The 12,104-nt window shown below is 69.8% G+C and carries 12 protein-coding genes; 4 read left to right on the top strand and 8 right to left on the bottom strand.

Going from position 1 to position 12,104, the window contains the following annotated elements; translation table 11 throughout:
* Nucleotides 1-108 precede the first annotated feature (108 nt).
* Nucleotides 109-765: an FHA domain-containing protein gene (locus BXA11_RS03375; RefSeq protein WP_030508446.1), complete on the top strand. Its 657-nt coding sequence runs from the start codon at nucleotides 109-111 to the stop codon at nucleotides 763-765.
* Between the two features lie 717 nt (nucleotides 766-1,482).
* Here BXA11_RS03375 and BXA11_RS03370 read toward each other — a convergent pair.
* From BXA11_RS03370 to BXA11_RS03360, 3 genes are read right to left on the bottom strand one after another with little or no spacing between them, the layout of a single operon-like run.
* Entirely contained in the window at nucleotides 1,483-2,052 is a 570-nt protein-coding gene (locus BXA11_RS03370; RefSeq protein ID WP_076432634.1) for a hypothetical protein, read from the bottom strand.
* A 6-nt stretch (nucleotides 2,053-2,058) separates the two neighbouring features.
* Nucleotides 2,059-2,889, bottom strand: a complete 831-nt coding sequence (locus BXA11_RS03365) for a hypothetical protein (RefSeq protein ID WP_076432632.1) — start codon at nucleotides 2,887-2,889, stop codon at nucleotides 2,059-2,061.
* Nucleotides 2,890-2,906: 17 nt separating this feature from the next.
* Nucleotides 2,907-4,322, bottom strand: coding sequence for a hypothetical protein (locus BXA11_RS03360; protein ID WP_076432631.1), 1,416 nt, complete (start codon nucleotides 4,320-4,322; stop codon nucleotides 2,907-2,909).
* Nucleotides 4,323-4,379: 57 nt separating this feature from the next.
* Here BXA11_RS03360 and BXA11_RS03355 point away from each other — a divergent pair, with 57 nt between their 5' ends.
* Both BXA11_RS03355 and BXA11_RS03350 read left to right on the top strand, forming a co-directional pair.
* Nucleotides 4,380-4,634 (top strand): hypothetical protein, encoded by a 255-nt coding sequence (locus tag BXA11_RS03355; RefSeq protein ID WP_076432630.1) that lies wholly within the window; start codon nucleotides 4,380-4,382, stop codon nucleotides 4,632-4,634.
* 86 nt (nucleotides 4,635-4,720) lie between these two features.
* The gene (locus BXA11_RS03350) at nucleotides 4,721-5,395 is read left to right on the top strand and encodes a hypothetical protein (protein WP_076432629.1); all 675 of its coding nucleotides are present in this window, start codon (nucleotides 4,721-4,723) and stop codon (nucleotides 5,393-5,395) included.
* On the opposite strand, the gene BXA11_RS03345 is transcribed toward BXA11_RS03350, so the two are convergent.
* On the bottom strand, nucleotides 5,334-7,118 hold the full coding sequence (locus tag BXA11_RS03345; RefSeq protein WP_076432624.1) for a phosphatidylglycerol lysyltransferase domain-containing protein: 1,785 nt from the start codon (nucleotides 7,116-7,118) through the stop codon (nucleotides 5,334-5,336). The two genes, BXA11_RS03350 and BXA11_RS03345, sit on opposite strands and share 62 nt — an antisense overlap.
* Before the next feature lie 173 nt (nucleotides 7,119-7,291).
* On the opposite strand from BXA11_RS03345, the gene BXA11_RS03340 reads away from it, so the two are divergent.
* The gene (locus BXA11_RS03340; RefSeq protein ID WP_083743922.1) at nucleotides 7,292-8,563 is read left to right on the top strand and encodes an alpha/beta hydrolase; all 1,272 of its coding nucleotides are present in this window, start codon (nucleotides 7,292-7,294) and stop codon (nucleotides 8,561-8,563) included.
* Nucleotides 8,564-8,626: 63 nt separating this feature from the next.
* On the opposite strand, the gene BXA11_RS03335 is transcribed toward BXA11_RS03340, so the two are convergent.
* From BXA11_RS03335 to purN, 4 genes are all read right to left on the bottom strand, one after another.
* Nucleotides 8,627-9,472 (bottom strand): bifunctional methylenetetrahydrofolate dehydrogenase/methenyltetrahydrofolate cyclohydrolase, encoded by an 846-nt coding sequence (locus tag BXA11_RS03335; RefSeq protein WP_076432622.1) that lies wholly within the window; start codon nucleotides 9,470-9,472, stop codon nucleotides 8,627-8,629.
* A gap of 35 nt (nucleotides 9,473-9,507) precedes the next feature.
* Nucleotides 9,508-9,675 carry a hypothetical protein gene (locus tag BXA11_RS43615; RefSeq protein WP_167769247.1) on the bottom strand — a complete coding sequence of 56 codons (168 nt, stop codon included), beginning with the start codon at nucleotides 9,673-9,675 and terminating at the stop codon, nucleotides 9,508-9,510.
* Nucleotides 9,676-9,801: 126 nt separating this feature from the next.
* Nucleotides 9,802-11,343 (bottom strand): bifunctional phosphoribosylaminoimidazolecarboxamide formyltransferase/IMP cyclohydrolase, encoded by a 1,542-nt coding sequence (purH, locus tag BXA11_RS03330; RefSeq protein WP_076432621.1) that lies wholly within the window; start codon nucleotides 11,341-11,343, stop codon nucleotides 9,802-9,804.
* A complete protein-coding gene (gene purN / locus BXA11_RS03325; RefSeq protein ID WP_076432620.1) occupies nucleotides 11,340-11,996 on the bottom strand; it encodes a phosphoribosylglycinamide formyltransferase in 657 nt (218 codons plus the stop codon). Before purN ends, purH begins: the two co-directional genes overlap by 4 nt.
* Nucleotides 11,997-12,104 lie beyond the last annotated feature (108 nt).

Genomic DNA, 12,104 nt, shown 5'->3' with positions numbered 1-12,104 from the left:
AATTTCAGGATTGATTCTGCTCCTGGCAAAGGCGATTCCCCCTCGCCACGGGTGGGTAAGCCGCAGCTATAGGGAAAGTAACGGCGGGCTACCTGGGGAGGAACTGCCGTGGAGGGGCCGTTCATACGGATCGAGGACAGCGGCGAGGTGGTGCCGCTGCGCCCCGACGTCACCACGATCGGCCGCGGCCGAGGCGTGGACATCCGGCTGACGGATCCGAGCGTGTCACGGCTGCACGCCGAATTCGTCCGTCGCGGGCCCTACCTGTACGTCGTGGACCTGGGCCTGTCTCGCAACGGCACCCGGGTGAACGGCAGGCCGATCGCCAGGAGGGTGCTGGACGACGGCGACGTCGTCTCCTTCGGGGCCGCCCGGGCCCGGGTCGGCGGGATCCCGCGGGAGGACCTCGCCCCCGAGGTCGAGCTGCGCCGCGCCGCCGCGCCGGAGCTCACTCGCCGGGAGGTCGACGTCCTCACCTCGCTGTGCCGTCCGGCGCTGTCCGACGAGGCGTTCGTGGCGCCCGCGACGGCCCGGGAGATCGCCGACGACCTCGTGGTCACCGAGGCTGCGGTCAAGCAGCATCTGCTGCGGCTTTACCAGAAGTTCCGCATCCCGGAGGGCACCAACCGGCGCACCCGGCTCGCCAACGAGGTCGTCGCCCTCGGCCTGGTGCGGCCCACGCCGGTCGTGCCGCCACAGCGGGCGACCGGACCGGCCGAGCCGGAACCGCAGCCTCGCACCAGCGCGGGCCGCCGGGCCTCCTGAACCAGCGGCACACCGGCCGCCGGGGGGCGGAAGCCGTTCCACCCCCGGCGGCCAGTGGAGCGTTCCCAACGGCCCGTGGCCGGCGTACGGCCGTGAGCCCCCCGGATGCGGTCCGGACTGGCCGTACCTCGCAGGCCCGCGCCATGAGCGCTGCCCTGCCGCCCGCCGTCGTGCCTCAGCGATCACTCGTGTCAGCGCGGCGAGAAAGGCCTGCGGTTTCACCACCGCCACCAGGTAGTGTTCACCGCCCCGCCCGCCGAACTCCACGGTCTGCATGCCCACCGGAACGTCGTACCCGCCGCCCAGCAGACGGGGCCTGCGGCCGCTGGCAGGCGGGTGGAGCGTGATGTCGGCGACGGGCAAGGTGTGACGGCCCACGCGCAGCGTCCGGGACGTCAGGGTGATCGCGTTGTAACGGCGCTTGCTCAGCGAGACCAGCCCGGGGATGGAGGCGATGCCGAAGAACAGCGGAGTCAGGACGACCAGGGCATCAAGCGGGATCTCGTGATGCTCCGTCTAGTAGTCCCAGAAGGACCAGATCATGAGCGCGGCGCACAGCGCCCAGCGCACGCCGAACCACAGCTTCGGCTTCCCGGGCCGTTCCACATAGACGATCTCGGCGCCAGACAAGAGAGACCTTTCGTGTCAAAGAGCGATGCCGTCGGCGACCTCCAGCCGATATGGGGACTGCCGGGCGGTTCCCCACCTTGAACGGCGTCACGCGTTGCCCTCCGAACCGTTCAGGAACGACATGACCCCAGAAATGATCGCTCCGCCGACAGTCAGCACGAGCCTGTCAGCACCTTGAAGGATGAGAGCCAGGGACAGATCGGTGGCATCGGCGTCTGGCAGCACGAGCATGGTGATGCCTGCGTTGGCGCCAGGTGCACCCTTTCGTACCACTGGGCCACGTTCGCTGTCCCACAACTCCTCCCGCCCCGTATCACCGCATAGGTAGGTATAACTACGACCCCCTAGCCTGATTTCAATGCCCCGATCCTCCTTCCGCAAGGCTCGACGGTTCCGGGCGAGACTGGCGGTGACCCCGCCCACCACCAGCCGCGTCCGCGCGTCCACCGGGATGTAGCCGGACGGTGCATCCGGATGTGAGAGTGACGCCTCCGGCAGGCCCTCTGCGACCAGTGTGGCCTCCTCGGGATAGGTAGTGATCCTCAGGCTCACCTCTCCGTACGGCCCGGCCGTACCGGCCAGGAGGCGAAAGGTACGCTTCCGCTCACGGCGGTGAGCGGGCTTCTGCGGCACGAGCTCGAATGTGAAGCCAGACATGTCACATCACCGTCCGACAGGAGCGGGCAGTTGATCGAGGCCGGGGAGGAGCTCGGTGATCAGCTCCCAGACGCGCGGCGTCTCGGTGAACACCAGCCGGAGCTCGCTGTCGGGCGTCACCGCCCCCGGCATGATGGGCTCGGCTGGACGCTCCCGCAGCCAGTATCCGAGGGGACCGCAATCAAGCACGGTGATACCGCGGATGTCTGTTCCCCGGCCCTCGCGGTTGTTCCACGCGACGGTCATTCGCCAGTTGCCGTTGAGCTGAAGCAGCAGGTGGATGAAGACCGTCAGTTCGGGGTCGGCGAGCCCACCCTCGGCAGCAAGCGCCGCACGCAATCGCTCGACAGTCTCCCCCACGTCGTCGGTGTCCGCTTCGGCGAGCGCCACGAACCCGGCGTCCATGACACCGACCGTCGTGGTGATGATCGTCGCGACCGGAGGCTTGGCGTCGCTTTCACGCAGGCCCACCGCCCTGGCGAGTGACCACACGAGGGTGCTGAGGTCGGTGCGGACATACTCCGACTCCGGTTCGCCTGGCCACCCTTCGTACACATAACAGGCGTCGTTGCCGATGACCGCGCCGTGGTTCGTCACGCCCTGGCCTCCGGTCATCTCTATACCGACGAACACAACCGGCTCGGCGAGGGCGTCCGCCAGATCGGCGAGTTCGGGAACGACGGCGTCGTCGTCACTTATCAACCCGGCGGCCCGCAACTCACTCCGGGCAGTCATCAGGTCAGCCGTAACCGCCTTCCCCTCATAGAGACAACCCAGGACCCCCAGATGGGCGGCGCCGAGCCGGAATCGCTCACGCGCGCTGTCGAAGGACGGCATCAGTCGATCTCCCTGCGCTAGTCGAAGGGGTTGAGGCTGCTGAATACCTTTTTGGCCCCGTCGCCGATCGCCTTGCTCACCTTCTTCGCGCCGGCCTCGATGTCGTTCCAATTTTCGACGACTTTGGCACCGACGTAAACGGCACCAGTGATCACGGTAGCTCCGAGAGTGACGGGATTAGGGCAGATCATCGCGGCGGTGAGGGAGGCGTTGAAACCCACCTCGGCGATATCCGCGACATATCCGGCGCCGTTGCGCTTGAACGCGGCGATCGGATCGCCCTGCGAGATGACGTTCGCCGCGCTGTAGCCGGTGGAGACGACCCCGCCCACGACGCCCAACGCCCGAACGGCGCCGGCGGTCCGGGCCACCACTCCAAGCCGGGTGAGAGCGGTCGGCTCGACCTTCAAGATTGCGGCGGCGGCTTCCATCTTCGTCGGGTCCGCAGTCGCCGACCAGACCTTGAGCAGGTTGGCCTCTCCGGAAACTTTCACCTCCGCTCCGGCATGGGTTTCGCCGCCCAGTAACCTGGCGAGCCGGTTGTCACCGAAGGCGCGGTTGAGAAGGTTGTTCACCCGGGCACCGGCAAGAGACCTACCTGCTGCCACCGCCTTTCCGGCGCCCTCCAGTTCTATGTCATGAGGGAGCATGGCCACGTAGTCACGGTAGAGCTTGCTCTTCATGAACAGCCGGCGAGTGAGGCCGGCGAGGCCGGTACCGGGGGCTGTGCCGGACTTCGCGGGCAGCTGGAATTCACTCCCCAGCAACAAGTCTTCCAGTTTCGGACTCGCCCTGATCAGGCTGCTCTCCGTGAGCAATTTGCTGTTCCTGGCCTTCGCCAGCAGTGGGTTGACGGTCGGTCTCAGGACCTGGTTGTGGAACAGCACGCGGCTGAGGGACACGGCCTGGGTGGTGACGATCGGGGCCGTGCTGGTGACGCCTTGGACATCGCCCAGCATCTTGAGGACGTTGGCGACCGTCGCCTCGTGCGGCGTGAGGGCCGGAATCGCCTTGCTGATCGCGGCAGCCTCGAGTCGCTTCAGGTAGTCGTCCAGCGACTCTCCGGACTTGCGCTGGAAATCCGAATTTCCTGTCTTGGTCGCCCAGTCCGCGACCGAGTTGACGGAGATGAGAGTCGCCGGGTCGATCTTGTTGCCATTCGCGACGATTTCCAGCGGTGGAAAGCCGGCCCACGCGAGCCCGGCGAACGGGTCACCGGTCTGCAATCGTCCAATAGCCGCCCGCCGCCTCAGGTCCTTGGCCGTGTCACTCCCCCAGCGCGGCATTTCCCCCAACGGTGTGACGAATTGGGACGCCTGCAGGGGCCAGGCACGCTTAAAAACCTCATCCGCCGACCTGTTCAGGTCGTCCAGAAGGCCGGCCAGACGTTCAAGCTCTTCTGGCCTGAAGCTCCGCGTCACGCCTTCCCCCATGCGGCGGGAGCCTACCTGTAACTTATCCTCTGATAAAGCGCTCCGAGAGGAGAAAAGGTGTCGTCTCCGCCCGAGGCGCAGGAACTCGAGAACAGGGCCGCCAAACTTCGGGAATTAGCCGGCGACGTGGAAAAACTGGTCGACGGCGTGAGCGGTATGGCGGCCACTATGGAGTGGTCGGGCCCGTTGACCGACCGGGTACGCGGTGAGATCGGAACTTGGAGAACGCGCTGCGGCACGGTGGCGGCTCGGCTTCTCGACGAGGCCGATCGGCTGCAACGCGAGGCCCGCGACTTGGCGAACAGGCGCTGACGGGCGACATGCCAGACAACGTGCAGAACAAAATCCGCGAAGGCCCCGTCGAACGGGACGTCGACCGATCGGCAAGGGAGCATGCGATGCGCAGGGTTCTGACGTCCGTGGCGGCGGCCGCCGCGGTCACGGTGACGGCTACGGTGACGGGCGCGAGTCAGGCACAAGCGGCGCCAGTCGCGCGCGTGACGGCCACGGCGGCGGACGCGAGCCAGGCGTCTGCTCCGGCCGTGCTGCCCAAGGGTTTCCTGCTGAACGAGGCCAAGGTGAACGGCCCGCGCAGGCCGTGGGAGCACCTGAAGCTCACCGACAGCCTGAAGAAGCCCCTTGAGGTGAACCCGTGCGGACGCAGGGCCGCCCGCGACGGCCGCAGCGCGAGTCGTACGTTCACCTATGTGGCGGAGACCGTCTACCGCGGCGAGCAGGTCGTGCTCTACCCGTCGGAGCGAGACGCGAAGGCGGCGATGCGGTCCGTACGCGCCGACCTGGCCGAGTGCGCCGCGAGAGGCCGCGGCGCGAACCGTCACTCGTACAGGTGGAAGAGCATCGGAATCGGCGACGAGGCCCTCAGGATCGGCGGCTTCTTCTTCGAGAACCGCTCCCGCACCGTCGTCGTCCGCAGGGGAAGCGCGCTGGCGGTCTACGTCAGGACCGGCCTGGTGACCAAGAGCCTTCCGGTCTCCCAGTTCCGGCCGCTGATCAAGGACGCCCGGACGATGGCCGCCAAGCTCTGCGGCCTGCCCGGCGTCTGCCGCCGGTGACCACGTCGGAGACGGCCTGCGGGTGGCGCCGCCGTCGGAACAGGCCGCTCCCCCAGCCCAGGCCGGGCAGCGTGAGGAACGCCTCGGCCTGGAGCGCGGAGAGGCCGATGCGCGGCAGATCACGGGCGGTCGGGTAGACCAGGAACCTCGGCTCCCACACCGGCCGGAACTTGGCGTTGAAGCGATACAACGACTCGATCTGGAACCAGCGGGACAGGAAAACGAGGATGCCGCGCCACGCGCGCAGCACCGGCCCCGCCCCCAAGCGCTCCCCCCGCGCCAGCGCGGAGCGGAACATCGCGAAGTTCAGCGACACTCTGGTCACGCCGAAGTCCGGCGCGGCCTGCAGGGCCCGGACGATCAGCAGTTCGTTGAGCCCGGGGTCGGCCTCTCGGTCGCGCCGCATGAGGTCGAGGGAGATGCCGTCGAATCCCCAGGGCACGAAGTGCAGGACGGCCTGGACGTCCCCGCCCGGCCTCTGCTCGCCCTCGGGCGTGGCTCGATGGGCCGTGACCACCAGGCATTCGGCGTCGGCGGGGTCGCCGAACCGGCCGAGCGCCATCGAGAAGCCCCGCTCGGTTTCGGTGCCGCGCCAGGAGTCGGCCGCGGTGCGGATGCGCTCGCGCTCGGCCTCGCTCAGGTCCCCCGACCGCCGCACCCGGCAGGTGTAACCGAGCCGCTCCACCCGCTTCACCATCTGGCGCACGTTGCGCATGGCCCGGCCCTCCAGCGTGAACCCGGCCACCTCCACGACGGCCTCGTCCCCGATCTCCAGTGCGTCGAGGCCGCCTTCCCTGGTCCACACCTCGCCGCCGGTCTCGCCGCAGCCGATGACGGCAGGGACCCACGCGTGCCGCCCGGCCTCCTCCAGGAACCGCCTGATCGCACCGGGCCACGCCTCCGGGTCGCCGATCGGGTCGCCGCTGGCCAGCATCACCCCAGCCACGACGCGGTAGGCCACGGCGGCCTTGCCGCTGGCCGAGAAGATCACGCTCTTGTCCCGGCGGAGCGCGAAGTATCCGAGCGAGTCCTGCCGGCCGTAACGGTCGAGCAGCGCCCGCAGCCGCCGCTCGTCGTCCCCGGAGAGCGCCGCGACCGGTCGTTCCGGCCGGAGGGCGAGGTAGATCGTGGTGACGGCGGTGAGCGCCCCGAGCCCCGCGAGCGAGAAGTAGACCAGGTCGCCGGTGCGCTCGGACGTGAACACGACCGGCCCCTCCAGGCCCACCAGACCGAGCACGACGTGCCACACCTTGTCGCCGAAGCCGGGGCTGCCCGCGACCGTCCGGTGCTGCGCGGCGACGAGGATCCACCCGATCACGACGTCGAACGCGCCGAGCACCAGCAGGTTCCACAGCGCCCGCCAGCGCGAGCGCGGGTCGGACAGGGCGTAGAACTCCCGTCTCCCGACCAGCAGCACCACCCAGAGAAGCAGCGAGACCGACGCGGCGACCGGGTGCCGGTGCAGCACCTCGAGCACGGCGCCCACCGGCAGCAGCACCACGACCGCGCGCCAGGCCCGCGCCTTGCGCCGCCTGAGAGCGTGGGCAAGCATGATCAGCAATATCCCGACCAGCAACGAGGCCGTCTCGGCGAGTGTGGTGACGCCGCCGGGCAGGACGCTCGCGATCTCGCTGATCCTGCTTCCGCGCAGGCGCGGGAACACGCCTTTGGCGATGTCCAGGATGCCGATGAACAGGGCGGCGTACGCTGCCGCTGCGGGCACCCATGGACGCGCTGTCCCGCTGCGGGAAATGTGGGTCCGACGGCTCACGGACGAGACCTTAGATGCTGATATCCGCTCCGGGAGCAGGGATCGCAGTCCTTAACCACTCCCTTACGCCCCCAGAGTACCTTTGCATGAACCGGCACCACGGGGGACTTCAGGAGAGGCCGGATTTGGAACTCACAACGGCATACGTGCAGGTCCTGTTCGTCGCGCTCGCCGTCGGGGGGCTGGTCGCGACGGTCTGGCTGTGGCCCCGGCTGAGCGGGCCGTCCTGGCGCTCCGTCGCCGCGCGAGCGGGCGTGCTGGTCGCCGACCAGACCCTGCTGCTGCTCGCGACCGCCGTCGTCGTCAACGCGTACTTCGGGTTCTTCGGCTCGTGGGGCGACCTGCTGGGCACGGACGCCGCCGAGGCGCCGGCGATCATGGCGGGCTCGGCCGGTACGGCGGCCGGCGGGGCGGGCCTCGTCCGGGTGCTCGGCAGCAGGCCGGTGGAGGTCACCAGGCCGAAGGCCGGCCTGCCCGCGGGGCGTCTGGAGCAGGTGACGATCGCCGGGGCGAGGACCGGGCTGAGCTCGCCTGCGTACGTGTACCTGCCGCCGCAGTATTTCGACGCGAAGTACGCCGGTCGGCGCTTCCCTGTGATCCTCGGGCTGACCGGCTATCCGGGAGACGCGGAGAACCTGGTCACCCGGCTCGGCATGCCCGCGCTCACGGCGACCTCGATCCTCACCCACGAGATCGGCCCGACCGTCCTGGTGCTCATGCGCCCCACGGTCGCGCCGCCCCGGGACACCGAGTGCGTGGACGTGCCGGGCGGGCCGCAGGCCGAGACGTACTTCGCGTCGGACGTGCCGCGGGCGGTGGCCGCGGCGTTCCGGGTCGGCACCGAGGCCGCCAACTGGGGCGTTCTCGGCGAATCGGCCGGGGGCTACTGCGCGCTCAAGCTGACCATGCGGCACCCCGAGGCGTTCTCGGCCGCGGTGTCCCTGTCCGGGTATTTCCACGCCCCCGTGGACGTGACGACGGGCGACCTGTTCGGTGGGAACCGTCGGCTCCGGGACGAGAACGACCTGATGTGGCGGCTCGCCAACCTGCCGGCCCCGCCGGTGTCCGTCCTGGTGGCGAGCAGCCGTCAGGGCGAGTCCGGCTACCAGGCGACGACGGACTTCCTGGCGGCGGTGAAGGCGCCGATGCGGGCGTCCTCGTTGATCCTGCCGAGCGGGGGCCACAACTTCGCCACCTGGAACAGGGAGCTTCCCCAGGCCCTGCCCTGGCTCGCCCAGCAACTGCACGCGCCCGCGCAGACGCCGTCCCGGGCTGCGAGCGAAAAGGGAAGCAGGCGCCTCGCCCGCGAATCGCCCCGGCGCCCTCGCCCCGACCGGCACTCCCCCACCCACAAGGTCGCGAAGAGGAGAGGCCTCAGGCCGGCGGGGAGGGCATGAGGACGCCGCGAAGCGGGTCCCGGCCGATCCCGCGCGACCGGCCCGGTTGACCGGCCCGAAAGATCAGCCGCGCTCGGCGGCCTCGACGACGTTGGCCAGCAGCATGGCCCGGGTCATCGGCCCCACCCCGCCGGGGTTGGGGGCGACGAAGCCCGCGACCTCGCGTACGTCGGGGGCCACGTCACCGGTGAGCTTCCCGTCGACCCTGGAGACGCCCACGTCGAGCACGGCCGCGCCGGGCTTGACCATGTCGCCGGTCACGAGGTGGGGCACCCCGGCCGCCGCGACCACGATGTCCGCCCGGCGCACGTGGGACGCCAGGTCCTGGGTGCCGGTGTGGCAGAGCGTGACGGTGGCGTTCTCCGTCCGGCGGGTGAGCAGCAGGCCCAGCGGACGGCCCACGGTGATGCCCCGGCCGACCACGACGACCTCGGCGCCCTTGAGCGGCACGCCGTACTCCTGGAGGAGGACCACGATGCCGCGCGGGGTGCACGGCAGCGGGGCGTCGACCATGTGGACGAGCCTGCCCAGGTTGACGGGGTGGAGGCCGTCGGCGTCCTTGGCCGGGTCCATGCGCTCGATGAGCGCCTGGGTGTCCAGGTGGCGCGGCAGCGGCAGCTGGACGATGTAGCCCGTGCAGGCCGGGTCGGCGTTCAGCTCGTCGACCGCGGCCTCCACGTCCGCCTGGGTGGCGCTTTCCGGAAGGTCCTTGCGGATGGAGGTGATGCCGACCTCCGCGCAGTCGCGGTGCTTGCCCGCGACGTAGATCTGGCTGCCGGGGTCGTCTCCGACGAGGATCGTGCCCAGGCCGGGGGTGACACCCCGGGTCGCCAGGGCCTTCACCCGCTCCGCCAGCTCACTCTTGATCTTGGCGGCGGTCGCCTTGCCGTCCAGAAGCCGCGCGGTCATGGCTCTCCCTGTCCTTCCGGGGTCCTTCCGATGCTTTACCGTCCCCCCTCGCGCCGCTCGATGATCCGGCGGGTGAAGGGGATGAACTCCACGATCCGCCAGCCGAAGTAGGCGGCCAGCGCGGCGACGGGCAGCAGCGCGATCGGGCTGTTCCACACGCCGTTCATCGTCGCGAAGGAGCTCATGATCGTATCAAGGGGCATGGAGGGACTCCGTGGGGAGGATGGGGTGGGCGCTTCAGGCTAACCGCCCCACCGGGGTGATCGTGCCGTTTTCACCCCATCCATCCCGACAGTTGCCCCTCCGTGCCGGTACGTCGGCCTTCTCGATCAGTGGAAGAAGTGCCGGGTGCCGGTGAAGTAGAGCGTGATGCCCGCCTCCTTGGCCGCCTCGATGACCAGCTCGTCGCGGATCGAGCCGCCCGGCTCGACGATGGCCTTCACCCCGGCCTCCGCCAGCACCTGCAGGCCGTCGGGGAACGGGAAGTACGCGTCGGAGGCGCCGACGGACCCGGCCGCGCGCTCGCCGGCCCGGGAGACCGCCAGCCGGGCCGAGTCGACCCGGTTGACCTGCCCCATGCCGACGCCGACGGTCGCACCGCCGGACGCGAGCAGGATCGCGTTGGACTTCACCGAACGGCAGGCCCGCCAGGCGAAGGCCAGATCGGCCAGCACCTCGGGCGAGGCCGCCTCTCCGGTCTTCAGCTCCCACGTGGATGGGTCGTCGCCGGGCGCGTCCACGCGGTCGACCGTCTGCACGAGCAGGCCGCCGTCGATACGGCGGAACTCCGCGGCGTTCTCCGGCCCCTGCGGGCAGGCGAGCAGGCGGATGTTCTTCTTCTCCCTGAGCACGTCGAGGGCGTCCGCCGTGAACGACGGCGCGACCAGCACCTCCGTGAAGATCGGCGCGATCTGCTCGGCCAGTTCGCGGGTCACCTCGCGGTTGACCGCGATCACCCCGCCGTACGCGGAGACCGGGTCGCACTCGTGCGCCTTGCGGTGCGCCTCGACGACGTCGGCGCCCACCGCGATCCCGCAGGGGTTGGCGTGCTTGATGATGGCCACGCACGGCTCGGCGAAGTCCCAGGCGGCCCGCCACGCGGCGTCAGCGTCCACGTAGTTGTTGTAGGACATCTCCTTGCCGTGGAGCTGCTCGGCGTTGGCCAGGCCGCCCTTGCCGCCGGTGTAGAGGGCCGCTCCCTGGTGCGGGTTCTCGCCGTACCGCAGGGCGGCCTTGCGCTTCCACGCCGCGCCCATGAAGGACGGCCAGTCGCCCTCGGGCGCGTACACGTTGGCGAACCAGGACGCGACCGCGACGTCGTAGGCGGCGGTGTGCGCGTACGCGGTGGCGGCCAGCCTCCTGCGCTCGGTCAGCGTGAAGCCGCCCTCGGCGACCGCGGCGAGCACCTCACCGTACGCCGCGGGGTCGACGACCACGGCCATCGTGCCGTGGTTCTTGGCGGCGGCGCGGATCATCGCGGGCCCGCCGATGTCGATCTGCTCGACGCACTCGGCGTCGGAGGCGCCGGAGTTGACCGTGGCGGCGAACGGATACAGGTTCACCACCGCGAGCTGGAACGCCTCGATCTCCAGCTCCTCCAGCTGCTTGACGTGGGAGGGGTTGGCGCCGTCGGCGAGCAGCCCGGCGTGGACCCGCGGGTGGAGGGTCTTGACCCGTCCGTCCAGGCACTCGGGGAATCCGGTGAGCGACTCCACCTTGGTGACCGGCACGCCGTAGGAGGCGATCGCGGCGGCGGTGCCGCCGGTCGACACGATCTCCACGCCCGCGGCCTCGAGCCCCCGCGCCAGGTCTTCCAGACCCGTCTTGTCGTAAACGGTGATCAGCGCACGGCGGATGGCGATGCGGGTCACTTCGTGATCCTTCCTGGTTTCGGGCCGTCTGCGGCCTGTCCTGCGACTCGTCCCGTCCCCAGGCGCACGGTCCGCCCGGTCAGGGTCCAGCCTTCGCGGGCCATGCGGCCCACCGTCTCCACGAGAAGACGCCGCTCGACCGTCTTGATGCGCTCGTGCAGCGACTCCTCGTCGTCCCCCTCCCGTACGGGCACCGCCTCCTGGGCGATCACCGGTCCCGTGTCCACGCCCGCGTCGACGAGGTGCACCGTGCACCCGGTGACGCGGACGCCGTACGCGAGGGCGTCGCGCACGGCGTGCGCACCGGGAAAAGCGGGCAGCAGCGCAGGATGGGTGTTGACGACGGGGAACGCGCCCAGCACGCGAGGGCCGAGGATCTTCATGAAACCGGCGGAGACCACGAGGTCGGGCTTGTGCTCGGCGATGCGCCCGGCCAGCCTCTCGTCCCAGTCCTCCCGGGTCGGATGGTCGCCCACCCTCTCCACGAACGTGGGGACGCCGGCGCGCTCGGCCCGGGCCAGACCCTCGATGCCGGTACGGTCGGCCCCGACGGCGACGACGGCCGCGCCGAACGCGTCGTCGATCGCCGCGTCCAGCAGCGCTTGCAGGTTGGTCCCCGAACCCGAGACGAGGACGACGAGCCGGGCGGACAGAGCGGAACTCCTTTGTGAGCTGCCTTCGTTTTGCAGGTGATTGCCGGGAGATGGTTCCTTAGAGAATGGTCGAGCGTGGAGGACCGTCCCTCGACGCAGCTAAAGCGT

The organism is Microbispora rosea, from assembly GCF_900156315.1.
Taxonomy (GTDB): domain Bacteria; phylum Actinomycetota; class Actinomycetes; order Streptosporangiales; family Streptosporangiaceae; genus Microbispora; species Microbispora rosea.
Note: the sequence above shows the minus strand (reverse complement) of the source record. Positions and strands in the feature narration are given on the sequence as shown.

What these genes read in the sequence shown, in the direction of transcription:
- BXA11_RS43615 (WP_167769247.1), bottom strand. Translation starts at nt 9,675, where the DNA reads ATGCCCCTTGATACGATCATGAGCTCCTTCGCGACGATGAACGGCGTG.
- BXA11_RS03350 (WP_076432629.1), top strand. Translation starts at nt 4,721, where the DNA reads ATGCGCAGGGTTCTGACGTCCGTGGCGGCGGCCGCCGCGGTCACGGTG.
- BXA11_RS03365 (WP_076432632.1), bottom strand. Translation starts at nt 2,889, where the DNA reads ATGCCGTCCTTCGACAGCGCGCGTGAGCGATTCCGGCTCGGCGCCGCC.
- BXA11_RS03360 (WP_076432631.1), bottom strand. Translation starts at nt 4,322, where the DNA reads ATGGGGGAAGGCGTGACGCGGAGCTTCAGGCCAGAAGAGCTTGAACGT.
- BXA11_RS03370 (WP_076432634.1), bottom strand. Translation starts at nt 2,052, where the DNA reads ATGTCTGGCTTCACATTCGAGCTCGTGCCGCAGAAGCCCGCTCACCGC.
- BXA11_RS03335 (WP_076432622.1), bottom strand. Translation starts at nt 9,472, where the DNA reads ATGACCGCGCGGCTTCTGGACGGCAAGGCGACCGCCGCCAAGATCAAG.